This window comes from Pandoraea bronchicola (genome assembly GCF_902459805.1).
In the GTDB taxonomy this organism is placed as follows: Bacteria; Pseudomonadota; Gammaproteobacteria; order Burkholderiales; family Burkholderiaceae; genus Pandoraea; species Pandoraea bronchicola.
On sequence record NZ_CABPST010000003.1, the window covers coordinates 256,566 to 281,043 of the forward strand.

The following is a 24,478-nucleotide window of genomic DNA, read 5'->3' on the forward strand; positions in this document are numbered from 1 at the left end:
GCAATTATAGCGCAGCGAAGCCCCCATTCCCCTCACATTTCAGGGGGAACTCAGCGGGCGGTGTGGCGCAGACCGAAGGCGTCACGGGCGTAACCGACATCGGCGAGCGACGTGTCGTCGAACGAGGCAAGGGCTTCCGCTTGCAGCGTCTGCTCGTAATGCAGGCGCCATTGATCCATGGCACGGAAGAACAGGCCGAGCGGCGTGACCGGTGCAGCAACCACCGGTGCGAAGGTGTTGACATTGGCGGCGGCGGACAGAGGGCGGAACATGATGTGACTTCCTTCGGGAGTGGCGGCGGACTGACCGGGGCGGGATGCCGTGGCAGACGTCGCACTAGGGATAACCCGAAGCTTATGCCTTCCTGTTGCGCTAAAAAAGTGAAATATTGAGGCGTTTTTGTTCACTATTATTGAAGTGTCGCCGCTCGTCGCTTAACATTTGCCGATTCAACCCCTTCCTTCCTGCGATCCGCTATCCGCTATCCGCAACCCGGCCCGGGAGACATTCATGGATTTTCTCCAGCTTCAGACCTTCAAGGCCATCGTCGACGAAGGCAGCGTGCTTGGCGCTGCCGAAGCGCTGCACTGCGTGCAGTCGAACGTCACGGCCCGCATTCGGGCGCTCGAGTACACGGTAGGCGTCAAGCTCTTCCATCGGCAGGGGCGACGTCTGCAACTCACGCCGAGCGGGCGCACACTGCTTGGCTATGCCGACCGGATTCTGGCGCTCTCGCGTGAGGCCAGCGCGGCGCTCAATCCGGCAAGCGAGCCGTCCGGCGACTTTTCGCTGGGGGCGATCGAGTCGTCGGCAACGTCGCGGTTGCCAGCGGTGCTCGCACGCTTTCACGCGGCGTATCCGAAGGTACGTCTGAATCTGGTGACTGACACGTCGCTCAACCTGCTCGACGAGATCCAGCATGGCCGCGTCGACGCGGCGCTGATAGCGGGAACCGCCTGTCTCGAAGCTCAGGCGCAGGCCGTTATCGTGTCCGATGAGGTCTATCGTGAGCCGATCGTGCTGGTGGCCCCAGCCCGGGCGGGGCGGGTGCTCGAAGCGTCGGACCTGTCGGGCGCCACGCTACTGATGTGGCCGCCGGGCTGTCCGTATCGCGCCACGATGGAGCAATGGCTGGCGGCGAACGCCGTCACGCCGGGGCGCATTCTCAGCTATGGCAGTTACGCGACGATCGTGGCCTGTGTCGGTGCTGGCGTCGGTTACTCGCTCGTGCCGCGCGGTATCTATCTGCGGTATCGGAAGGAGGCCAACATTGTCGGCCACGCGATGGAAGATCTGGCCGCTGTGCCGAACTTCTTCGTCCGGCATCGCGGTGTCGACGTGCATCCGGCGCGCGAAGCCTTCTTGCGTGTCATGCACGAGTACGTCGCCGAGGCGCAGCCCGTTTAATCTTCCCGCCAGGCGGGAACGCGGGTGATGCATTGCATAAAGCGGATCATCAAATGATAATGTGTCTCATTAACATTTGAGTCGAGGATAATCCGGAGATGGCCAATGCTCAGCCTTGGCGGCACGTCATCGATTTCGAGGGGCTATCGTTCGCGCGCGGCGTACAGCAGGCGCAGGCGGGCGAGTCTGTGCGCGAAGCGCTTGCCGGCGGCGACATCAAGATCGTGTTTCTGCTCGACGGAGCGTTGCAGTGGGGCGCCGGTGGCGCATCGCTGTTGAGCGCGGGGCCGGGCAGCGTCAATATCTGCTTTGGCGCGACTGCGCTCGACATCGACAACGTCTATGTCGAGTCGGACACGTTGCGCTATTGCAGCCTACGGCTCTCCGAGCGTTATCTGCACGCGACGTGCGGTCTGGACGCACATTCGCTGACACGGCGCTGGCGCGAGGCGGTAGGCGATTCGCGCCGCGTGAGGGGTGACTGGTGCGATAGCAGTGCGGTGCTCACGCGCGGCATGAGTGCCGAAGAGTGGCGTTGGGCAAGTGCGATGACGTCGCCGGCGGCTGACGATGGCGATGCGTCCTGGCAGCGCCTCGCGCTCGTCGGTCAGACGTTCGACGCGTTGGCGCGATGTGCGGCATACCCCCCTGACGCGACCGACATGCCGGACGATTATCCTGCGCGCTCCCTCGGTGGGGCAGAGCGGCAGATCACCGTGGAATCCCCTCGCGAGCGGGTGATGCGCCGTGCTGTCCTGGCTGCCCGCGACGTGCTCGACGAGCGCTTGCAGGCACCGCCGTCGTTACCCGCACTGGCCCGCGAGGTCGGTATCAACGTCAATAAATTGTGTGCTGGCTTTCGCGAACAATTCGGCACGACCGTGCACGGATACGTGCGCGAGCGGCGTCTGGCGACGGCGTTCGAACTTCTCAGTGCGCGACGAATCAGCGTGAGCGAGGCTGCGTGGCAATGCGGCTATACCGACTCGCATTTCACGAAAGTCTTCCGCGCACGCTTCGGTGTACTGCCCAACACGCTCACGCGTGAGGCGGGATTGGCGCGCTGACGCGTCGAAGCGAGTGACACGCTGGCGCATCAATTTGTGATGCCATCGCTAACCTTGGTGATGCAAGCGCGAGTGGCGGCGACGCGCACCCGTCACGATGACGAGATCGATTCTCAGTCTCGTTGGTGTCTTGCCGATGTCTTTCAAAACCACAAGTCGTTACCGCGTCGAATCCCAGTGTTCGACGGTCGTGCCCGGGGTGTGGCGCGCCGTTGCCATCGCGGCGTTTGCCGCCGTCGCGGGCGGGGCCGTGACGCCAGTGTTTGCACAAGTCGCGTCTGCGGCGTTCGCTTCTTCCCCTTCAATTTCCGCTTCCGACGCGCCGGATTCATCGTCGCAAGCCGCTGCGCTGCCAGTCACGCACGTCATTGGCACGGCCGAGCGCGACGCCGCCACGCAAGGTTCCTTGCTGGGCAGAATTGCGCCGTCGGTGCGTGACATTCCGCAGACTGTCATCGTTGTCGACGAGAAGCTCATGCAGCAGCAGGGCACACACACTGTCGAGGACGTGCTGCAAAACGTGCCCGGCATTACCGTGCAGCCGTATGTGTTGCTCACGACGGCGTTCTACTCGCGCGGTTTCAAGCTCGACGCCTTTGAGCAGGACGGTGTCCCCGTGCTGATGGCCAACACGGCCGCCGGCCCGCAGGACATGACGCCCTACGAGCGCGTCGAGATCATTCGTGGCTCGACCGGCCTGTTTCATGGCACCGGCAACCCCGGCGGCCTCATCAACCTCGTGCACAAGCGGCCGGGCAAGACCTTCGCGGCGTCGGCCAGCCTTACATTGGGCCGTTGGGATCGCTATCGAGAGGAGGCCGACATTGGCGGTCCGCTCAACGACAGCGGGTCGTTGCGCGCACGTGTCGCGGTGTCGGACGATCGTCAGCGCATGGACTACGACGTTGGCCGCCAGCACGCGACCACCGTCTATGGCGTGGCGGAAGCCGACCTGACGTCGTCGACGCTGTTTCGCGTGGGCGTTCAACATCAACGCACGACGTCGACACCGAACCTCGCAGGCGTGCCATTCTCGACTACGGGCGGCGATTTGAACCTGCCGCGCTCGATCTTCCTCGGCTCGTCGTGGGACACCTTCGACTGGACCGAGACCCGTGTGTTCGGCACGCTGGAGCAGCAACTCGGCAACGGCTGGGCGGCCAAGCTCTCGGCGAACTATCTCGATGGGGGCGGCGATCTGAAATACGGCGTGGCGTTCGGGGCGATCAATCCCGCGACCGGTGCCGGCAGCCAATTGACCGGCGCGGCGTACCGCTTCGACAACGCGCAAACGGGCGTGGACTTGCAGGTCGATGGTCCGGTAAAGCTGTTCGGTCGTGAACATCATCTGCTCTTCGGCTTGCAGCGTCTCGAATCCACGACGCAGCAACGTAGCGCTGCATTGATCCCGTCGGTGAACGGCAAACCCGTCAACGTCTTCCGCTGGGACCCGAATTCCGTGCCGGAGCCCGCCACCGGGCCGTTCTCGAACGTAACGCCCACACGCACTGTGCAAAACGGGGCGTACGCGATGGGCCGCATCCGTCTTGCTCAACCGCTGACACTGGTGCTCGGTGCGCGCGTGTCGTGGTGGGACCAGCACGCACCGGTGAGCAGTTACCGCACCGGCGCGAAGGCCACGCCCTATGGCGGCGTGGTGTTCGATCTCAACGACCAATGGTCGCTATACGCGAGCTACGCCGACATCTTCCAGCCGCAGACCGTGCTCGATGCCAGCAACCGCCTGCTCAAGCCGATTACGGGGGCGAGCTACGAAGCGGGGGTGAAAGGGCAACTGTTCGACGGTGCACTCGATGTCTCGCTGGCCGTCTTTCGTATCCGTCAGAAAAACCGCGCGCAGACCGATCCGAGCGTGCCGTGCGTGGGCACGACTTGCCGCTACATCGCGTCGGGCGAAGTGCAGAGCCAGGGTGTGGAGATGCAGGCCAATGGTCAGATCACCGACGCCTGGAACGTGTTTGCGGGGTACACCTTCAATACGACGAAGTACCTGAGCGACACCGCGATGCAAGGGCAATCGTTCTCGGATTTCGCGCCGCGTCACTTGCTGCGCCTGTGGACGAACTACGACCTGCCGTTCGACGCGCGGCGCTGGAGCGTGGGGGGCGGTGTCGATGTGCAGAGCGAGACGTCGGCCACTTCGAACGGCATACGGCTGCGGCAAGGCGGGTACGCAACTGTGAATCTGCGCACGGGCTATCGCTACAGCAAGCATGTGTCGGCGTCGCTCAATGTGAACAATGTGTTCGACCGCCGCTACTACCAGAGCCTGTCGAATGCGAACTGGAACAACCATTACGGCACGCCGCGCAGCGTGATGATGACCTTGCGCGCCGATTACTGATCTCTTCGGCGAACGCGCGGGTGTTCCGATCGCGTTCGTCTCTCAATGAACAAGGAGCGAATTCATGAGCAACGTGACGATCTTGACGCGGGCAATCCGCCACGTGGCCGTAGCCGCCGCGGTGACTGGGGTGGCCGGTGTGCCGACGGCACATGCGCAGACGACAGCGCCGGTTGGCGGGGCGAGTGTCTGTACGGCCCTGGCGACGGTTTCAACACTGCGAGGCACTTACCAGTTGGAAGGCGAGGGGCCGTTGCCCATCGAACTGGTGCTCGCGCCGCGTGAGGGGGCGTCGTCTCGTCTGTTCCAGGTGACGGGGTTGGTGTCGGAGGGCGAGCATCGGTTCGGCGTAGTCGGCATGGCGTACTGCACCGGCGAGGGGCAGGGCACGCTTGCGCTCGACATGACGATGAGCGGCGGCTTTCACGACACGCCGGTCGACGATGAACTGCGGCGCGCGTGGCCGGCCGGCAAGGCGCCGAAGCGGGCGAGTTCGGCGGGCACGAGCGTAGTTCATGCCGAAGTGAATCTGGCGTCGATGCATGGCTGGGCCGAGGCGATGCGCACCATCGTGCTGACCGGTCAGCGTGTGATGGGGCCACGTCATATATCGGCGGCGCTCGTGCTGACTGGGGCGGGTGCTGCCGGGGAGGCCGGCCGTGAACGTTGATGACGGGGAAAGGGCGCTCGGTGCGCATCTGCCGTGGGTCTGCGAGCAAGGTCGCGATTCACTTATCGGTCTTTATGACGACGATAGCCTCGCGGCTCTCGCTGCCCGTGGCGGCGCGCGTCGCATGATCGGCATGTTCGACGCGCCGGACGATGCCTCGGTGCATGCTGACGTATGGGAGTGCCACGAGGCGGGCGATGAATTGCTGATAGTCGCGCGGGGTGCGCTGGCCGTCGATTACGTGGATCTGGCGGGCGTCGCGCGCACACTGGAGATCGTGGGGCCACGATTGGCGGTGGTGCCGTCGCGCTGCTGGCACCGTGTGCGGGTGCTCGTGCCTGCCGTGCTGGCCTTCGTCACGCCGACCGGGAGAACGCGTCGCGCGGCGCAACCGTTTGGGTGATTCCGGTGTCGGGCTTGCCGGAAAACGGCGATGTTGGGGAAGGCGACGGTGCGGCCGGTGCCGGCATGGCGCAGGCACCGTCGCCGTGTGGCTTCACGCCTGAGCGTGTTCGACAATCATCTGCACGCGCGACACGCCGTTGAACGTGTCTGCTGCCAGTCGATACGCAAACTGCGCACGGCTCGGCAAGGTGTCGGCGTGATTGAACCAGATGGCATTGAAGCGCATGCGTCCGCGACCGAGTTGCAGCTTCAGATGCTTGTCCTTGAGGATGGCTTGCGAGAGCACATCGAACTCGCCCGAGAACACCGGCGGCGGGAAGCCTTGTCCCCACACTTGCGCGTCGAGCAACGCGACGAATGGCGGCACGAAGCATTCGTCGCCGATGTCGCCATCGGTTTCGATCACGCGCGACAGCGTCTTCTCATCGAGCCACGCCTGTCCGACCGCTTCGAACGCCGCCTGAAAGCGCGGCAGGGCGTCGGCGGCGATCGTGAGGCCGGCGGCCATCGCGTGGCCACCGAACTTGGCGATCAGGCCCGGTTCGCGCTTGGTGACCAGATCGAGGGCGTCGCGCAAGTGAAAGCCGGGGATCGAGCGGCCGGAGCCCTTGATCTGGCCGTCGTCACCCGGGGCGAACACGATGGTCGGGCGATAGAACTTCTCTTTGAGGCGGGCGGCCACGATCCCGATCACGCCCTGATGCCAGGTTTCGTTGAAAGCGCACAGCGTGGTGGCGGCACGCGGATCGAAGCGCGCCAGATCGGCCAGCGCCTCCTGTTGCATGCCGGCTTCGATCTCGCGGCGCTCGCGATTCATCGCGTCGAGCTCTTGTGCGAGCGTCCAGGCGCGCCCATCGTCGTCGGTCAGAAGACATTCGATACCCAGCGACATATCGGCGAGGCGTCCGGCGGCGTTCAGCCGCGGGCCGAGACCGAAGCCCAGATCGAAGCTGCCCGCCTGACGCGCGTTGCGGGCGGCGGCGCGAAAGAGCGCGTTGATGCCCGGGTGCATGCGACCCGCGCGCATGCGCGAGAGACCCTGCGCCACCAGAATGCGGTTGTTGGCATCGAGTTTGACGACGTCCGCGACCGTGCCCAGTGCGACCAGGTCGAGCAGGGCGTCGAGGCGGGGCTGCTCGCGGGCATCGAACGCGCCGCGTGAGCGCAACTCGGCCCGAAGGGCGAGCAGGACATAGAACATCACGCCGACACCGGCCAGATGCTTGCTCGGGAATTCGCAGCCGGGCTGGTTCGGGTTGACGATGCAGCGCGCGTTGGGCAATTCGCTGCCCGGCAAGTGGTGATCGGTCACCACCACTTCGATACCGAGCGCCTGTGCGGCGGCCACCCCGTCGAGGCTGGCAATGCCGTTGTCGACCGTGATCAGCACATCGGGCGGCCCCTGTTTGCCTTGCGCAGCCAACGCCACGATTTCGGGGGTCAGGCCATAACCGTATTCGAAGCGGTTCGGCACGAGATATTCGACCTTCGCGCCGAACATGCGCAGACCGCGCACGGCCACGGCACATGCGGTCGCGCCGTCGCAATCGTAGTCGGCCACCACGAGCATGCGCTTGCCGGCGGCAATGGCGTCGGCAAGGAAGACGGCGGCTTCTTGCGCCCCCTTGAGCTGCGAGGGAGGAATCAGACGAGCGAGCGCCGTTTCCGTCTCGGCGCTCCCGGCCACGCCGCGCGAGGCGAACAGGCGGGCGAGTACCGGGTGGACACCGTCGCGCGCGAGGGCGTCGGCCGTCGCGTCGTCGACATGGCGGGTGACGATGTCGGTCATGTGACTTCCTCGCCAATCCGGGCGAACTGCACCATGCGGGCGTCGAGCGCCTGACGGCGCCAGAACTTGCGCAGGTCGCCGCTGCGTGAGCGAATCGTCACGCTGTGGCTGTCGCCGCACAGGGTGAGCGAGACTTCCCGCGCCTGCCCCTTGCTCACGCGCTCCAGCGCAGGCGCGAGCCATGTGCGCTCGATGTCGACCAGGGCATCGCGCCAACGGGCCCAGTCTTCCATCAGGAAATGCGGTGTCAGGGTGTCGATCTGCACGAAGGTTCGGCCGTTGGCGGCAGCCAGGCCGGCGTTTGTGCCATGCAGGGCGATCTGCAGATGGGTCGCCAGGCCGCGCGTGGCGGGATCGTCCGCCAGAATCGTCACGCACGGCCGGTTCAGACGCGGTGCGGCGATACGTTGGCCGCCTGCGTAGAGCCAGATGGCGTTGACCGGCGGCAGGCGGCGCGCTTCGCGAGCCTGATTGGCCGGATGGTCGTACCAGGCCATCTGCACTTCGTTCTGCCACTTGCGCCACGTCAACTCGGCGTTGCCTTGCGGCAGCCAGATATCGACGTTACGGCCCGCAGCGCGCGCGGGCGACGCCGTGAGGAGGTCGCCCAAGGCCGGCGCGCTCAGGTACCAACGGTCAGCACGCGGTGCGATCAACTCGGCCCCTTCTTCGGCAAACAGCGCGTGCGCGGTGGCGAAGAGGGCGGCCGATTCCTCGGCGCTCAGCGCCAGTTCGGCCGGATCCGTCAGCACCAGGTGGTCGGTGGCGATATGGATGTGCGCGGGCTGTGCGCAGTACCAGAAACGGGTGTCGAGCGTGCCGCTGTCTTCGAGCAGCATGAACGGCGCAAGCGGCGCGCGCGACGGCGCACCGGGCAGGCCAAAGGCGTCGGTCAGCCAGCGTTCATGCGGCAGCGTGGGGACAAACGGGTCTTCCGGCACGTCCTGCGCCGCCTGGACGCCGCGCGCGAGCAACTTTTCGAGCGCGGGCAACTCCAATTCGGCCAGCAGTGCGGGCAAATGGGCCGACGCGGGCAGCGCGAACGGCAAGAGAAAGTGCAGGGCAGGTGTATCCATGTCGAGGCGAATTGTATGGCAAACTTCGCGCTGGCAGTTGGGTGACCCTGACGTCAGGTACGGAACGTACCGTCCTTCGCGCCGGGCCGGGGCCGGGTGCGGGGGCGCGGGAGCCGGTGCAGACCGGTGCCGCTACGCTCCGATCGATCCTTATCAAGAATCAGGAATCCGTTTGAAATTCCCATACGAATGGCAGATCGGCTGGCGCTATACGCGCACCGGCAAGCGATCATCCGGCAACGGTTTCATTTCCTTCATTTCCTTCATCTCCATGGCCGGCATTGCGCTGGGCGTGGCGGCGCTCATCGTGGTGCTCTCGGTGATGAACGGCTTTCAGAAGGAAGTTCGGGACCGCATGCTCTCCGTGCTGGCGCACATCGAGGTCTTCGCGGTCGACGGCAATTTGCCCGACTGGCAGCGCACGGCCGCCGAAGCGCTTCAGAACAAGAGCGTGATTGCTGCCGCTCCCTACGTGGGCGAGCAGGCCATGCTCACGCGCGATGACAACGTGCGCGGCGTGGTGCTGCGCGGTATCGTTCCCAGCGAAGAAGCCAAGGTTTCCGATCTCGGAAAGCAGATCACGGACGGCACGCTCGCCAATCTGACGCCGGGCGGTTTCGGCATCGTGCTCGGGCGCGAACTGGCCCGGGCGCTGGGTGTGACCATCGGCGACAAGATCACGCTGGTGGCGCCGCAGGGGACGATCACCCCCGCCGGGGTGCTGCCGCGCGTGAAGCAATTCACCGTGGTGGCCATTTTCACGGCGGGTCACTATGAATACGACAGTTCGCTGGCCCTGATCGATCTGCACGATGCCGAGACGCTGTTCCGTCTCGATGGTCCGACGGGCGTGCGTCTGAAAATTCAGGATATGGAGCAAGCGCCGCTGGTGGCGCGCGAGCTTGCCAAGACGCTGTCCGGCAACATGTGGGTGCGTGACTGGACGCAGCAGAACAAGAATTGGTTCGTCGCGGTGCAGACCGAAAAGCGCATGATGTTCATCATCCTGACGCTTATCATCGCCGTGGCCGCTTTCAACCTGGTGTCCTCGCTCGTGATGACGGTGACCGACAAGTACGCGGACATCGCGATTCTGCGAACGCTCGGTGCGCAGCCGGGCTCGATCATGAAGATCTTCATCGTGCAGGGCGTGACGATCGGCTTCGCCGGGGCGTTGCTCGGGGTGGGGCTGGGCTGTCTCATCTCGGTCAACATCGGCACCATCGTGCCATTCATCGAGCGCATGCTTGGCATCCACTTCCTGCCGCAAGACATTTATTTCATCTCCGAATTGCCTTCGGATCTGCAATCGTCGGACGTGATCCGCATCGGGGTGATTTCCTTCATCCTGTCGGCACTGGCGACGATCTACCCGAGCTGGCGTGCCTCGCGCGTCAAACCGGCGGAGGCCCTGCGCTATGAGTGACGCCAACAAACCTATGGCCCCTGTGTCGAATCTGGCTTACGACGGCCCGGTGCTGCGCGCGCGCGATCTGCACAAGACATTCAAGCAAGGCCAACTGAATGTGACGGTACTCAACGGCGCGAGTCTCGATGTGTTGCCCGGCGAGAAGGTGGCGATCGTGGGCGCGTCGGGGTCTGGCAAGAGCACACTGCTGCATGTGCTGGGCGGACTCGACGATCCGTCGCGTGGCGAGGTGTCGCTGCTGGGCAAGCCGTTCTCGTCGCTCAAAGAGCGCGACAAGACGACGCAGCGCAATCAGTCGCTCGGCTTCGTGTACCAGTTCCACCATCTGCTGGCCGAATTCTCGGCGCTCGATAACGTGGCGATGCCGCTGCGCATTCGCCGTATGCCGACAGAACAGGCACGTCAAACGGCGCAGGCCATGCTCGAACGGGTGGGGCTCGGCCCGCGCATGAAGCATCGTCCGTCGGAGTTGTCGGGCGGCGAGCGTCAGCGCGTGGCGATGGCGCGAGCGCTGGTCACGCAGCCGGCTTGCGTGCTGGCCGACGAGCCGACCGGCAACCTCGACGGGCATACCGCCGAGACGGTGTTCGAACTGATGCTCGAGTTGTCCGAGACGCTGAAGACCAGTTTTGTGATCGTGACGCACGATATCGATCTGGCCCGCCGCTGCGACCGCGCGTTGCGATTGCGCGAAGGCGTGCTGGAACCGGCCTGAACGCCGGGCGAAAGTGCTGGCGCCTGACGCTGGGCGACATTGACGAAGCGCCGGGGTTTTCCCCGGCGTTTTGTTTTTCGGGGGGGGGGGCGGGACAACGTCAGTTTCGGCGATGTCCTAGACCGTAACGCGGTGTTGTCCGATGGTCATGAACAGGCCACCGTGCGAGCCTTGTCATCGACCCGTAGAATTGACGCTCAAGGACACCTGACCATGTGGATCGATACCCATTGCCATCTCGATGCGGCCGAGTTTGACGCCGACCGCGCGACCGTAATTGCTGACGCCGTGGCACAGGGCGTGGCGGGGCTGGTGGTGCCCGCCGTCGAATGCGCGACGTTCGACGCGGCGCGTGCAGCCGCAGGCGCGATCCCTGGCGGCGCTTACGCATTGGGCATTCATCCGCTTTACACGCCAAGGGCGCGCGATGAGGACATTGCCACATTGCGCCGCGCTGTCGAGCGGGCGATGGGCGATCCGCGTTTCGTCGGCATCGGCGAGATCGGGCTGGATTTCTTCGTCAGCACACTTGATCCGGAACGTCAGCAGTTCTTCTACGTCGAGCAGTTGAAGATCGCGCGTGACTTCGATTTGCCCGTCATTCTTCATGTACGCCGCTCGCAGGATGCCTTGCTCAAGCAACTGCGCATCTTCACGCCGCGCGGCGGCATCGCTCACGCCTTCAATGGCAGCCGCCAGCAGGCGGACCTGTTCGTCGAGCGAGGCTTCTGTCTGGGGTTCGGCGGGCAGATGACGTTCGACCGTGCCTTGCAGATCCGCCGTCTCGCGGTGGATCTGCCCCTGTCGGCGCTGGTGCTGGAAACCGACGCGCCCGACATCGCGCCGGCGTGGCGCTACAAGCAGCGCAACAGTCCGGTGGAACTGCCACGCATCGCACAGGTGCTCGCGGAACTGCGCGGGGTGTCGTCCGACACGCTGTCGCAGGCGACGTGCGCCAACGCGTGGCGTGTGCTGCCGCGTCTGCCGGGGGCGATGGCCATGGCGCCCGGCGACGGGCCTGTCGCCAGCATTTCCCTCATCTCCGACGAACCGGCGCGCTGACGCTGCGGCGTCGCGCGGTTTTCGATACGTGACGCGGGGACGTCATGAGACTTGTGCTGCTTGCGTGGGTCGCGGGCGTCTGGTGGCTGCAACAGGCGTCGGCCTTGCCCGGCGGGAGGGGCTTCGCTGTGGCGATTGGCGTTGCCGGGGGCGTGAGTGCGGCGTGTGCGATCTGGGCGTTGATGCGAAACGGGCACGATGGCGCGCAGGCGCTGGCGGGGCGCAGCGGCGCTGGCATTGTCCGTGGCGCTTCGCATCCCGATAGCGGGTGGCCTCAGCGGTGCATGGTCATGGTGCTCGCCATTTGTGCTGCGGTGCTCGGGTATTCGTGGGCGGCGCTTCGGGCCGACGCGCGATTGAGTGATCGCCTTTCCGTCGCGTTGGAAGGGGCGGATCTGACGGTCATCGGCATCGTCGCCGGGCTGCCTGTCGCGACCGGCGATGGATTGCGATTCACGTTCGACGTGGAGAGCGCGTATCTCATGGACGGCGGATGTGTGGTGCCGGCGTCCGAGATCGCGCCGGCGATGCCCGGGAAGCGTGGCGACCAACCGGGGGCGATCGCCGGCGACACGTCTTGCCCACCCGCGCATGTCCCGACGCACATCGAACTGGTATGGGCCGGACGTGCGCCGCTCGGGCGTCGAGGAGGCGCGTCTGACAACGACATCGGGCCAGCGCGGTGGCTGCCGGCCGGGGACGAAGGCGCCGCAGGGGCCGGGCATCTGCGGGCAGGTGAGCGATGGCGATTGCCGGTGCGATTGAAGGCCCCGCGAGGCTTTGCGAACTGGCACGGTTTCGATGCCGAGTTGAGGGCGCTCGTTCGGGGCATTCGCGCGACGGGGTATGTGCGGGCTTCCTATGCCGGGGGAAGAGCGTCGAAGGTGAACGGGGTACGGCGTCTGCAACCCGGGCCGATGCCGGGATACCGGTTGGTGGCGTGGCGCGACCGGTTACGCGACAAATTTCGCACCGCCCTGGGCCCGTCGGCGCGATACGGCGGTGTGTTGATGGCACTGGCGCTGGGAGAGCGTGGCGATATGGCTGATGATGACTGGCAAGTGTTTGCCGATACCGGCGTGAGTCATCTGCTGGCGATCTCTGGGCTGCATGTATCGCTGGTTGCGGGGGCATTTGCTGCGTTCATCGGGATGTTGTGGCGACGAGCGTGCGGCCGGCGCTTCAGCTTGCCGCTATGGTGGCCGGCGCCGAAGGCCGCAGCTGTGGCCGGTTTGCTCGCGGCGGTGGCTTATGGCGCGGTGGCCGGATGGGGGGTGCCGGTGCGTCGGGCTGTCGGCATGGTGGCGATTCTGGTGGTGGCGCTGCTCAATGGCCGATTCGCTGCGCCGTCTTACGCGCTGATGTGGGCGTTGGCGGTGATCGTCACGCTCGATCCATGGGCCGTGGTGACGCCTGGGCTTTGGCTTTCGTTTGGTGCGGTTGCCGCGCTGGTCATGGCCGCGAGACGTCGCGAACCATGGCGGACGGCGCGGCGGCGCGATGTGCCGCGCGCGTCCGATGCGCAAAATATCTCCGATGTCTCCGATGTGTCGGGTGTGTCGGGGCCCGGTGGGACGGGGCTGGTTCGGGCGCTGGAAAGATCGCGGGAAGTGCGTGGCGTGTCGGAGCAGGCGAGCTTCACGGGAGCTTTTTGCCGCTGGAGAGCGGCGGTGGCCGCCGGCCTCTGGCGGTCGGCGCGCGCGCAATATGCGGTCACGATAGGAATGGTGCCGTTGACGCTGGCATGGTTTGGCGCCGTGCCGTTGCTGGGGCCATTGGCGAACGCCATCGCCATTCCGGTGATGACACTGATCGTGACGCCGCTGGCGTTGATCAGCCTGTTATTGCCCGCGACATTGGCACATTGGGCGCTTGCGCTGGCACACCTCGTGGTCGTCTGGCTGGCGGATTGGCTCGGAACACTGGCGGCATTGCCGTGGGCCGTATGGCGTGCAGCCGTTGCCCCGCCATGGGCTCAGGCTGCGGCTGTCGGCGGCGTGATCCTGTGCCTGATACCGCTGCCCGTTGGCATACGCAGGGCGAAGGCTTGGCTCGTCGGCATTCGCCTTGCCGGTTTCGCGTTGATGGGTCCGGCGTGGCTCGCTTCGTCGCCGCGGCCCGGCGCGGAGGAGTTTCGCGTCACCATGCTCGACATCGGGCAGGGCAATGCCGTGCTGGTCGAAACGGCAACGCGCACGCTCCTCTTCGATGCCGGGCCGCCGCTGGGAAGGCGCAGCGATACGGGGCGCCGTGTGATCGTTCCCTATCTGCGAGCCCATGGGATTGAGCGGCTCGATCGCGTCGTCGTCAGCCACGCCCACGACGATCACTTTGGCGGCGCGTTGAGCGTGCTTAGGGCCTATCCGGACGCGCAGATGCTCTCGTCGTTGCCCGCTTCGCATCCGGTGCGTCGCGCTGCCGCCTCGCATCGAACCTGCCTCGCGGGACAACAGTGGACGTGGGACGGCGTGACATTCCGCTTTCTGCACCCGGATAAGGCGACCTTGCGCGATGGATGGGGCGGACGCGTCGGGCCGAACGGGGTCAGTTGCGTGCTTAGCGTATCGAATGGGAAACACAGCGCGCTACTCGCAGCTGACGCCGAAGCGCCTCAGGAGCGTGCCATGCTGGCACGATTTGGCGCGGGATTGCGCTCGGACATCCTGCTTGTGCCGCATCACGGGAGTTTGACCTCATCGACACCGGCATTCGTGGCGGCTGTATCGCCGGCCCACGGGGTGTTTCAAACCGGCTATCGCAACCGCTTTGGGCATCCGAGGCCGGCGATCATCGCGCGCTATCGGGCGGCAGGCACTCGAATTTGGCAAACCGTATCGCACGGAGGCGTTCGGTTTTCGATCACCCGAGACCAAATCGAGGCACGATCGTATCGAGAGCAATACCGGCGGTACTGGCACGCGGAAGTGCCGGATATCTCGGAGATCGACGCACGGAGACCGGGCCGAGCGGGCGGTTGAAGGCGTTGGCGGACCAACGCGGACCTCGCGGACTTCGCGGACTTCGCGGACTTCGCGGACTTCGCGGACCTCGCGGACCTCGCGGACTTCGCGGACCTCGCGGACCTCGCGGACCTCGCGGACCTCGCGGACCTCGCGGATTTCGCGGATTTCGCGGATTTCGCGATTCGACGGAAACCTCTACCGGTACTCCACGGGCGGTTCGCTAGAATGGTTCGGCAAGTGCCAGGCGGCGGATTCTCCCGGAATCCGATTCGGGCTTCGCGGGCTTCGCGGGCAGCGCGGGCAGCGCAAAAGGGCAGTCGCGGCACTCCGGCCGACACCAGCGAGATTCGCGCAAGGCCGGCTTGGCAACATACAGAATTCCATGACAAGAGACATCATCCATTTTTCGCACGGCAACGGCTTTCCAGCGGGCGTCTATCGCAAGATGCTCGGTGCGCTGGCCGACGAGTACGACGTGCGTGCCATCGACCGTATCGGTCACGATCCGCGCTATCCGGTCACGCCGGGTTGGCGCTATTTGCGCAACGAGTTGGTGGACACGCTCGTGCGCCAGTATCACGGCGAGCCGGTCTGGCTGGTTGGGCATTCGCTCGGGGGGTTCCTGAGCCTAATGGCCGCGCTCAAGGCGCCGCAGTGCGTGCGTGGTGTCGTGATGATCGATTCGCCTATCGTCACGCCGGGCTGGCGCACGCAGATGCTCCGGCTGGGTCTGCTCACCGGGCTTTACGAACGGCTGTCGCCTGCCGGCGTGACCAAGCGGCGTCGCGATCGTTGGCCCGACTGGGAAGCCGCATGGCAGCATTTCGTCGGTAAGCCGGCCTTCGCCCGTTGGGACCCGGACGTGCTGCGCGACTATATCGACTGCGGCACATCGCCGACCGGTGAAGGCGCGGCCCGGCGCCTGGCGTTTGCTCGAGAAATCGAATATCGCATCTATCTGACGCTGCCGCCGCTGCTTGCTGTGCGGGCCATGCGCGGCGTGCCTGTGCCGGTCGGGTTTCTCGCGGGTACCGAGTCGCGCGAGCTGCGCCAGGCGGGAATCGGGGCGACGCGCCGTATCGTCGGCACCCATTTGCGCTATGTCCACGGCACTCATCTCTTCCCGATGGAGCGCCCGCTGGAGACTGCCGCTGCGGTGCGCGACATGCTCGCGGAGCTGCGCGGCGAGCATCGCCGCCCGCTCGCGGCGTAAGGCCTGCGCGGGCCGCTTGCGTCCAGGGGGAGCGGGGCCGGGTGGATTCGCGCCGGGGCGCGCTTGTCGTGACAGGACGGCGCGCGCGGTGCCTGTCAAGGCCAAAATTTGCCGCGCCGCACGTCGAGGGCGGGGCGGCTTTCGGGTATAATCCGGCTTTCCCGCGAGCAATTACTGCGATGACCAAATTCGTTTTTGTCACGGGCGGCGTGGTTTCCTCTCTTGGTAAGGGAATTGCTGCCGCATCTCTGGCCGCGATTCTAGAATCGCGTGGCCTCAAAGTCACTCTCCTCAAACTTGACCCCTACATCAACGTCGACCCGGGCACGATGAGCCCGTTTCAGCACGGCGAGGTGTTTGTCACTGAGGATGGTGCGGAAACCGACCTCGATCTGGGCCACTATGAGCGCTTCATCAGCGCCAAGATGCGTCGTGCGAACAACTTCACGACGGGCCAGATCTACGAATCGGTGATCCGCAAGGAGCGCCGTGGCGAGTATCTCGGCAAGACCGTTCAGGTCATTCCGCACATCACCAATGAAATTCAGGCCTTCGTCGAGCGCGGTGCGCGTTCGACCTGGGACGGCCATCCGGACGTGGCCATCGTCGAAATCGGCGGTACGGTCGGCGATATCGAATCGCTGCCGTTCCTCGAAGCCGCACGTCAGATGAATCTGCGCCTGGGCCGCAACAGCGTGGCCTTCGTGCACCTGACGCTCGTGCCGTACATTGCAACGGCCGGCGAACTCAAGACCAAGCCGACGCAACACAGCGTGCAGAAGCTGCGCGAAATCGGTATCTCGCCGGACGTGCTGCTATGCCGTGCCGACCGTCAGATTCCGGAAGACGAGTGCGCCAAGATCTCGCTGTTCGCGAACATCCCGCAAGACGCCGTGATCTCGGTCTGGGACGTCGACACGATCTACAAGATCCCGCAGATGCTGCATGATCAGGGCATGGACAAGATCATCTGCGACGAGCTGAAGATCGAGGCCAAGCCGGCCGACCTGTCCATGTGGACACGTCTGGTGCATGCCGTCGAAAATCCCAAGCACGATGTCACCATCGGCATGGTTGGCAAGTACGTCGATCTGACCGAGTCGTACAAGTCACTCATCGAAGCGCTGCGTCACGCCGCGATCCACACGGAAACGCGCGTGAACATCGAGTACATCGATTCCGAACAGATCGAGAAGGACGGCACGGACGCCCTCAAGCATCTGGACGCCATTCTCGTGCCGGGCGGTTTCGGTCGCCGGGGTACCGAAGGCAAGATCAAGGCGATCCGCTACGCTCGCGAGAACCGCGTGCCGTATCTGGGCATCTGCCTTGGCATGCAGCTCGCCGTGATCGAATTCGCGCGCGATGTGGCCAAGCTGGCCGATGCGAACAGTACGGAGTTCGATCCCTCGACGCCGCACCCGGTCGTCGCCCTCATTACCGAGTGGCAGGATCGCGATGGCAAGATCGAGCAGCGTACCGAAGATTCGGATCTGGGTGGCACGATGCGCCTGGGCTCGCAACGCGTGCCGATCAAGACCGAAACGCTCGCCTCGCGCATCTATGGCGACACGGTCAATGAGCGTCACCGCCACCGTTACGAAGTCAACAACCACTACGTCCCGCAGCTCGAAGCCGCCGGTATGGTGATCTCGGCGCGTACGCCGACCGAGAACCTGCCGGAGATGATGGAATTGCCGCAGCAGGTGCACCCGTGGTTCGTGGGCGTTCAGTTCCACCCGGAATTCACCTCGACGCCGCGCGACGGCCATCCGCTCTTCAAGGCTTACGTTGAAGCCGCGCTGGCAGGTCAGCAGGCGCGCAAGAAGGCCGCCTGAGACTGAGTGGCCGCGAGCGAGAGACAAGGAGTTCCCATGAAACTGTGCGGTTTCGAAGTTGGCCTGGATAAGCCGTTTTTCCTGATCGCAGGCACCTGCGTCGTCGAGTCGGAGCAAATGACCATCGACGTCGCAGGGCAGCTCAAGGAAATGACGAGCGCGCTTGGCATTCCGTTCATCTACAAGTCGTCGTTCGACAAGGCGAATCGCAGCTCGGGCAAATCGTTTCGCGGCCCCGGGCGCGAGGCGGGCCTGAAGATCCTGGAAGCCGTTCGCCGTCAACTCGGCGTGCCCGTGCTGACCGATGTGCACACCGAAGAGGACGTGGCCGTGGCCGCGCCCATCGTCGACGTGCTGCAGACGCCTGCGTTCCTGTGCCGGCAGACCGATTTCATCCGCGCCTGCGCCCAGTCGGGCAAGCCGGTGAACATCAAGAAGGGACAGTTTCTCGCGCCGCACGACATGATCAACGTCATCGACAAAGCCCGTGACGCTGCGCGCGAAGCCGGTCTGCCCGATGACGTGTTCATGGCTTGCGAGCGGGGTGTTTCGTTCGGCTACAACAATCTGGTCTCGGACATGCGCTCGCTGGCGATCATGCGCGAGACCGGCGCGCCAGTCGTGTTCGACGCAACCCACTCGGTACAACTGCCGGGCGGCCAGGGCACCAGCTCGGGCGGCCAGCGCGAGTTCGTGCCGGTGCTTTCGCGCGCGGCTGTGGCCGTGGGCGTGTCGGGCCTGTTCATGGAGACACATCCGGACCCGGCCTGTGCCCTCTCGGATGGCCCCAACGCCGTGCCGCTCGGGCGCATGCGTGAACTGCTCACCACGCTCAAGACCATTGACGCGGCGGTGAAGCAGGGTGAGTTTCTGGAAAATAATTTCAACTGAAATGAGACACGCCGTCCTGGGGCCAATATCAGTACGCCCACAGGACGGGTATAGCGCTTCGACGCCTTGGCAGCACGGCGTCGAGTCGTTAAGCTTGTCGCGCAGCGGCCGTCAATGGCCGCCGCGAGGGCGAGCCCTCGAGGAGATGCCCGTGTGCCGTACGCCGAGCGCACCGTCCATCGAAGTTGTCCCACAGGCCGCCGTGCCTCATTTCGAGGCGCCGTTGTTCCCCCGTCTATGTATTGTCCGGCCGGTGCGCGCAAGATCGCGGCATCGGTGCCCACGTCAGGATTCGGCGCGTGCGCCCGACGTGCGCGCGGCATATGACGGGCTGCGGCGCGATGCAGGTTCCCTTTAGCGTTTTTGTCATTCAGTTACCGAGGAATACATGAGTGCAATCGTAGATATCATCGGGCGCGAAGTGCTGGACTCGCGCGGCAATCCGACGGTCGAGTGCGACGTGCTGCTGGAGTCGGGCGTGATGGGCCGTGCGGCAGTGCCGTCGGGCGCATCGACCGGCTCGCGCGAAGCGATCGAACTGCGCGACGGCGATAAGGATCGCTATCTTGGCAAGGGTGTGCAGAAGGCAGTCGAGCACATCAACACCGAGATTTCGGAAGCGATCATGGGCCTGGATGCGGCAGAGCAGGCCTTCCTGGACAAGACCCTGATCGAACTCGACGGCACGGACAACAAGTCGCGCCTCGGTGCGAACGCCACGCTGGCCGTGTCGATGGCCGTGGCCAAGGCCGCGGCGGAAGAAGCCGGTCTGCCGCTGTACCGCTATTTCGGTGGTTCGGGCGCCATGCAAATGCCGGTGCCGATGATGAACATCGTCAACGGCGGTGCGCACGCCAACAACAGCCTGGACATCCAGGAATTCATGGTGATGCCCGTCAGCCAGACGAGCTTCCGTGAAGCCCTGCGTTGCGGCGCGGAAATCTTCCATGCGCTGAAGAAGATCATTTCGGACAAGGGCATGAGCACGGCCGTGGGCGATGAAGGCGGTTTCGCACCGAACTTCGCGTCTAACGAAGAGTGCCTGACGACCATTCAGCAAGCTGTCGAGAATGCGGGTTATCGCCTGGGCGACGACGTGCTGCTGGCGCTCGACTGCGCCTCGACCGAGTTCTTCAAGAACGGCAAGTACGAACTGGCCGGCGAAGGCCTGTCGCTGACCTCGGAAGAGTTTGCCGACTACCTCGCCAACCTGTGCGACAAGTTCCCGATCGTTTCGATCGAAGACGGCATGTCGGAAGACGACTGGGCCGGCTGGAAGATCCTGACCGAGAAGCTGGGCAAGAAGGTGCAACTGGTCGGTGACGATCTGTTCGTGACCAACACGAAGATCCTGAAGCAGGGCATCGAGCAGGGCGTTGCCAACTCGATCCTCATCAAGATCAACCAGATCGGTACGCTCACTGAGACCTTCGCCGCTATCGAAATGGCCAAGCGCGCCGGCTACACGGCCGTGGTGTCGCACCGTTCGGGCGAAACCGAAGACTCGACGATCGCCGACATCGCCGTGGGCACGAACGCCGGTCAGATCAAGACCGGTTCGCTCTCGCGTAGCGACCGTATCGCCAAGTACAACCAGTTGCTTCGCATCGAGGAAGATCTCGGCGATATCGCATCGTATCCGGGCAAGGAAACGTTCTACAATCTGCGCTAATTCCGTTTCCCCGGAAAGTTGAGTCCCGATTCCGGTCAGGACGCACTTTCCGGAATTCTTGCCAGGCGAAAGCATGCGAATGGTGACCTTGGTACTGGTGCTGCTTCTGGTAGTGATCCAGTATCCGCTCTGGTTCGGCCACGGTGGTTGGTTGTACGTGCACGAACTGCGCGACGAGTTGAGCGCCGAACAGCAGAAGAACGAGCAGTTGAAGGAACGTAACGATCGCCTTGCCGGCGAAGTGCAGGATCTGCAGGAAGGCACGGCGGCGATCGAGGAGCGCGCTCGTTTCGAGCTGGGCATGGTCAAGGACGGCGAAGTGTTCGTGCAGTTCGTCGCACCTGACGGCACCGGTGGACCGCAGGCAGCCTCCGGTGCCGACGCACCGCTCGTGTCGTCGACCGAGCCCGCGCACAAGTCGGTTGCTGCGGCGCCGCCGGCCGCTACGCCGTCGTCTCAGACGAAGGGCAAGGCGCAGTCGGCGCACAAGACTCAGCATCACTAATCGCCGCTGGCGTCACGCGCGGACGGTAAAACGAAAAGGCGTTCCCTCGGGAACGCCTTTTTCATTGCCTCTCGGCGGCGTGCCGGTCAGAAGCCGATGCCAATGCCGACCGACGAGCGCGGGCCATACCCGCCCGGGCCGTACCATCCCGATCCGTACCAGCCGGGCCCATACCATCCCGGGCTTCCCCAGCCGCCGTAGAAATAGGCGTTGCTGCTGTAACTGCGCAGCGCGTCCTCGAGCGCGCGCTGGGCCCGTTCGCGCTCGATGGTCGTTTCCTGTTCGTCGTAAATGCGCTTGTTCAGGCGTGTCAGATCCTGCTTCTGAGCCTCCGTCATTGCCGGAGCATCTTGTGTTTGCGCAAGACGAGCGGAGGGCGCGTCGGGGGCGGGCAGTTGCAACTGCGCACAGCCCGCGACGAGCGCCAGCAGCAGTGTGCTGAGTGCGCCGGCGACGGGACGAATTCGCTGCATTCGCTGCATTCGCTGCAAGCCGGCTGTTTGTGAGTGGGGAGCGAGTCGCGACATGAACGAATCCCGGTGGATTGGCAGCGTGGACGCGAGGCGGCATGCCTCGCTATGTCTGACGTGAGATTCGCGGGCGCACCGGTCGTTCCGTGCGTCCGTCATTGCGTCGTTTTTCAATGCTGCCCTGACGGTGCGGCGTGCGACTGCTCGGCAAAGAGGTGCGCCGCGTCCACCTTGTCGAAGTGATAGGTCTGGCGACAGAACTCGCACGCCACTTCAACGTTCGGACGCTCGTCGAACACGCTCATGACTTCCGCTTCGCCCAGCGTGCGCAGCATGTTGGCGACCCGCTCACGCGAGCAGGTGCAGCGGAACGCGGCGACCTGCGGCTCGAACACACGCACGGCCTCTTCCCAGAACAGGCGATGCAGCAGCGTTTCCCGGTCGGTACTCAGCATTTCGTCGCGCTTGAGCGTGTTGCCCAGTTGGCAGACGCGATTCCACGTGTCCTCGTCCAGTTCGGGGGCGCGCTCGGCGCCTGCGCCTGCGGTGCCGCCATGTCCAGGCAGCTTCTGCAGCAGGATGCCGACCGCATGATCGTCGTCCGACGCCAGCCACAGACGCGTGTCGAGCTGCTCGGAATGGTGCATGTAGTGCTCGAGCACCGAGGCCATGTCGGGCAGGGGGCCATGTTCGTCCGACAGCGGCACGATGCCCTGGTAAGGCTGCTGGCCCGGTTGCTTGACGCGCGGGTCGAGCGTGATGGCGAAACTTGCGCGGCCATCGACGTTCACAAGCGACTTGAGCGTGGCGTCGTCGGGAATCTCGCCGTTGTACTTCGCGGTTGCGCGCATCGTCAGGTCGGCGTTGCATTCGACCACGATCATGGTGACGGGGCCGTCGCCATGCAGTTGCAGAATCAGGGCGCCGTCGAATTTGACGTTGGCGGTGAGCAGCGCCGCAGCGGCCATCATTTCGCCGAGCAGGTGGCGCACCGGCAACGGGTAGTCGTGACGTTCCAGCACCGCGCGCCAGGTGGCGTCGAGGCTGACGTACTCGCCGCGCACCGGGGCGGCGTCGAACATGAATTTCTGAAGTTGATCGGACACGGTTGAATTCCTGAAAAATGCGGCAACGGCGGTCAGTGTGGCGGGCGACGGTGCGCGGGAAAAAACCGCACGAACAGGCCAGATTTCGCACAAAAGCCGGTGATTGGCGCGTCAATGTTGCGATATTTGGGGGCGCGCGCCGCATTTTCAACCGCCCGGCAGCGCAGGCTCGCGCGCCGGACTGCCAGCGCGCCGCCGCCGGTCGTTTGCTTAGCCGATGCGCACCAGTTGTTCCTTGAAAACCTGGCGGCGCGTCGCGTAGACATCCGCGTTGCGCTTGAGGTTGGCGACTTCCTCGTCGGTCAGCTCGCGCACGACCTTGGCGGGCACGCCCAGAATCAGGGAGCGATCGGGAAACGTCTTGCGTTCGGTGACCAGCGCCCCGGCGCCCACCAGGCTGTCGCGGCCAATGACCGCGCCATTGAGCAGCACGGCCTGAATGCCGATCAGCGAATTCTCACCCACTGTGCAGCCGTGCAGCATCGCCTGATGGCCGACGCTCACGCCGTTAGCCAGCGTCAGCGGATATCCCGGGTCGGCATGCAGGACGGCGCCTTCCTGCACGTTGGTGCCCGCGCCGACCTTGATCGGCTCGTTGTCGCCGCGAATCGCCACGCCGGGCCAAACGCTGCTGTTCTCGGCGAGGATCACCTCTCCGATGATGGTCGCAGTGTCGGCCACGAAAGCACTCTCGTGGATCTGCGGGGTCTTGTCTCCAAGTTTATAGATCGGCATAGCGGCTTCGGTTCGCGGTTAAAATCGACGAAATTGCTATTGTAACGTCATGGCCGATTTCACTCCCGTGCCCGGCGGCGGTGCCGCCCACAACGCCGTTTCCGGCAGTTCCATCGATGCTTCCTGGCCCTGCGACGCGCCTGTCATGCTCGTCATGACGGGTTGCGCCCGCGAGCGCGCGCTCGCGCTCCTGCGTCTATGCGACCCGTATGAGAAAGCCCGCGGCGTGGCGGCGCTTCGCGACGCGGTGCGCGATGGCATCGCGCGCTGGCACCCCGAACGGCGCTTCGGTGGGGTTGGAATGGCCGAAATGGCGGGGGCGTCCGATCCGTCCAATGTGGCCAATGCGCCCAAGGCGGCGGACGAGCGCGACGCAGGTATTCCGGGACGTCCGGCGTTGCCCCGGCTGGTTTCCCCGCGTGAGCTCAAGCACCGCGCCGTGACGTCGGTCGAAGGGCGTGCCGCACTGTTGCATGCGCTTGCCCATATCGAATTCAATGCGATCAATCTTGCGCTCGACGCCCTGTGGCGCTTCGAGGGCCTGCCCGCCGAGTATTACGACGATTGGTTGCAGGTCGCCGCGGAAGAGGCGCATCACTTCTCGCTGCTCTCGACGCACCTGAAAACACTGGGCGACGCTTACGACTACGGCTGTTTTCCTGCGCACGATGGGCTGTGGGAGATGGCGCGCCGCACGTCAGGCGACTGGCTGGCACGTCTCGCACTGGTGCCGCGCACGCTGGAAGCGCGCGGACTCGATGCCAGTCCGCCGATCAAGGCGAAGTTGGCCAGCGCCGGCGACGCTGCCGGTGCGGCCATTCTCGACATCATCCTGCGCGACGAAATCGGGCATGTCGCCATCGGCAACCGGTGGTATCGCTGGGGCTGCGAGCGCGCCGGATGCGATCCCATCGAGACTTACGCGCGGCTGGCGGTCCAATACAGTGCGCCGCGCCTGCGTGGACCGTTCAATCTGGCGGCCCGCCGGGCGGCGGGCTTCGACGATGACGAACTCGCGGCCCTTCAGGCGAGCGAGTGACATCGCGGCCGATGCGTCAATTTTGAAGCCGATATACTCGGTGATCCTCAATCGTTTCGAT

General features: G+C 64.7%; 21 protein-coding genes. 15 read left to right on the plus strand and 6 right to left on the minus strand.

The genetic code is table 11. The features are described from left to right. Nucleotides 1–50 precede the first annotated feature (50 nt). The gene (locus PBR20603_RS08765; RefSeq protein ID WP_150559158.1) at nucleotides 51–272 is read right to left on the minus strand and encodes a hypothetical protein; all 222 of its coding nucleotides are present in this window, start codon (nucleotides 270–272) and stop codon (nucleotides 51–53) included. A gap of 238 nt (nucleotides 273–510) precedes the next feature. On the opposite strand from PBR20603_RS08765, the gene PBR20603_RS08770 reads away from it, so the two are divergent. From PBR20603_RS08770 to PBR20603_RS08790, 5 genes are all read left to right on the plus strand, one after another. Then, nucleotides 511–1,407: a LysR family transcriptional regulator gene (locus PBR20603_RS08770; protein WP_150559159.1), complete on the plus strand. Its 897-nt coding sequence runs from the start codon at nucleotides 511–513 to the stop codon at nucleotides 1,405–1,407. A 98-nt stretch (nucleotides 1,408–1,505) separates the two neighbouring features. Next, nucleotides 1,506–2,474, plus strand: a complete 969-nt coding sequence (locus PBR20603_RS08775; protein ID WP_150559160.1) for a helix-turn-helix transcriptional regulator — start codon at nucleotides 1,506–1,508, stop codon at nucleotides 2,472–2,474. Nucleotides 2,475–2,610: 136 nt separating this feature from the next. Next, a complete protein-coding gene (locus PBR20603_RS08780) occupies nucleotides 2,611–4,839 on the plus strand; it encodes a TonB-dependent siderophore receptor (RefSeq protein WP_174977850.1) in 2,229 nt (742 codons plus the stop codon). A gap of 64 nt (nucleotides 4,840–4,903) precedes the next feature. Further along, nucleotides 4,904–5,509, plus strand: a complete 606-nt coding sequence (locus tag PBR20603_RS08785; protein WP_150559162.1) for a hypothetical protein — start codon at nucleotides 4,904–4,906, stop codon at nucleotides 5,507–5,509. Then, nucleotides 5,499–5,912, plus strand: coding sequence for a cupin (locus tag PBR20603_RS08790; protein WP_150559163.1), 414 nt, complete (start codon nucleotides 5,499–5,501; stop codon nucleotides 5,910–5,912). Before PBR20603_RS08785 ends, PBR20603_RS08790 begins: the two co-directional genes overlap by 11 nt. Before the next feature lie 93 nt (nucleotides 5,913–6,005). On the opposite strand, the gene recJ is transcribed toward PBR20603_RS08790, so the two are convergent. Together recJ and PBR20603_RS08800 are read right to left on the minus strand one after the other, a co-directional pair. Continuing rightward, nucleotides 6,006–7,703, minus strand: a complete 1,698-nt coding sequence (recJ, locus tag PBR20603_RS08795) for a single-stranded-DNA-specific exonuclease RecJ (protein ID WP_150559164.1) — start codon at nucleotides 7,701–7,703, stop codon at nucleotides 6,006–6,008. Further along, on the minus strand, nucleotides 7,700–8,779 hold the full coding sequence (locus tag PBR20603_RS08800; protein ID WP_150559165.1) for a regulator: 1,080 nt from the start codon (nucleotides 8,777–8,779) through the stop codon (nucleotides 7,700–7,702). The genes recJ and PBR20603_RS08800 overlap by 4 nt, the downstream gene beginning before the upstream one ends. A gap of 172 nt (nucleotides 8,780–8,951) precedes the next feature. Between PBR20603_RS08800 and PBR20603_RS08805 the strand changes: the two genes are divergently transcribed. The 9 genes from PBR20603_RS08805 to ftsB all read left to right on the plus strand — a co-directional run bounded on the left by PBR20603_RS08805 (nucleotide 8,952) and on the right by ftsB (nucleotide 21,067). Further along, nucleotides 8,952–10,205, plus strand: a complete 1,254-nt coding sequence (locus tag PBR20603_RS08805; protein WP_150559166.1) for a lipoprotein-releasing ABC transporter permease subunit — start codon at nucleotides 8,952–8,954, stop codon at nucleotides 10,203–10,205. A gap of 13 nt (nucleotides 10,206–10,218) precedes the next feature. Beyond that, nucleotides 10,219–10,923, plus strand: coding sequence for a lipoprotein-releasing ABC transporter ATP-binding protein LolD (gene lolD, locus PBR20603_RS08810; RefSeq protein WP_150559383.1), 705 nt, complete (start codon nucleotides 10,219–10,221; stop codon nucleotides 10,921–10,923). Between the two features lie 213 nt (nucleotides 10,924–11,136). Then, entirely contained in the window at nucleotides 11,137–11,985 is an 849-nt protein-coding gene (locus tag PBR20603_RS08815; RefSeq protein WP_150559167.1) for a TatD family hydrolase, read from the plus strand. 44 nt (nucleotides 11,986–12,029) lie between these two features. After that, a complete protein-coding gene (locus tag PBR20603_RS08820) occupies nucleotides 12,030–14,963 on the plus strand; it encodes a DNA internalization-related competence protein ComEC/Rec2 (RefSeq protein WP_150559168.1) in 2,934 nt (977 codons plus the stop codon). A gap of 367 nt (nucleotides 14,964–15,330) precedes the next feature. After that, complete coding sequence (locus PBR20603_RS08825) at nucleotides 15,331–16,161, plus strand: alpha/beta fold hydrolase (protein ID WP_150559169.1); 831 nt, start codon at nucleotides 15,331–15,333, stop codon at nucleotides 16,159–16,161. A gap of 179 nt (nucleotides 16,162–16,340) precedes the next feature. After that, the gene (gene pyrG, locus PBR20603_RS08830; RefSeq protein WP_150559170.1) at nucleotides 16,341–17,999 is read left to right on the plus strand and encodes a CTP synthase; all 1,659 of its coding nucleotides are present in this window, start codon (nucleotides 16,341–16,343) and stop codon (nucleotides 17,997–17,999) included. Nucleotides 18,000–18,035: 36 nt separating this feature from the next. Continuing rightward, nucleotides 18,036–18,890 (plus strand): 3-deoxy-8-phosphooctulonate synthase, encoded by an 855-nt coding sequence (gene kdsA / locus PBR20603_RS08835; RefSeq protein WP_150559171.1) that lies wholly within the window; start codon nucleotides 18,036–18,038, stop codon nucleotides 18,888–18,890. A gap of 388 nt (nucleotides 18,891–19,278) precedes the next feature. After that, nucleotides 19,279–20,562, plus strand: coding sequence for a phosphopyruvate hydratase (gene eno, locus PBR20603_RS08840; RefSeq protein ID WP_039373660.1), 1,284 nt, complete (start codon nucleotides 19,279–19,281; stop codon nucleotides 20,560–20,562). Between the two features lie 73 nt (nucleotides 20,563–20,635). Then, nucleotides 20,636–21,067 (plus strand): cell division protein FtsB, encoded by a 432-nt coding sequence (ftsB, locus tag PBR20603_RS08845; RefSeq protein WP_150559172.1) that lies wholly within the window; start codon nucleotides 20,636–20,638, stop codon nucleotides 21,065–21,067. A gap of 86 nt (nucleotides 21,068–21,153) precedes the next feature. Here ftsB and PBR20603_RS08850 read toward each other — a convergent pair whose 3' ends face one another. The 3 genes from PBR20603_RS08850 to PBR20603_RS08860 all read right to left on the minus strand — a co-directional run bounded on the left by PBR20603_RS08850 (nucleotide 21,154) and on the right by PBR20603_RS08860 (nucleotide 23,378). Next, entirely contained in the window at nucleotides 21,154–21,540 is a 387-nt protein-coding gene (locus tag PBR20603_RS08850) for a hypothetical protein (RefSeq protein ID WP_150559173.1), read from the minus strand. Between the two features lie 167 nt (nucleotides 21,541–21,707). Continuing rightward, the gene (gene hslO / locus PBR20603_RS08855) at nucleotides 21,708–22,643 is read right to left on the minus strand and encodes an Hsp33 family molecular chaperone HslO (protein WP_150559174.1); all 936 of its coding nucleotides are present in this window, start codon (nucleotides 22,641–22,643) and stop codon (nucleotides 21,708–21,710) included. 210 nt (nucleotides 22,644–22,853) lie between these two features. Next, on the minus strand, nucleotides 22,854–23,378 hold the full coding sequence (locus PBR20603_RS08860; RefSeq protein ID WP_150559175.1) for a gamma carbonic anhydrase family protein: 525 nt from the start codon (nucleotides 23,376–23,378) through the stop codon (nucleotides 22,854–22,856). A gap of 154 nt (nucleotides 23,379–23,532) precedes the next feature. Between PBR20603_RS08860 and PBR20603_RS08865 the strand changes: the two genes are divergently transcribed. Next, nucleotides 23,533–24,417 (plus strand): ferritin-like domain-containing protein, encoded by an 885-nt coding sequence (locus PBR20603_RS08865; RefSeq protein ID WP_150559384.1) that lies wholly within the window; start codon nucleotides 23,533–23,535, stop codon nucleotides 24,415–24,417. The last annotated feature ends 61 nt before the right edge of the window (nucleotides 24,418–24,478 follow it).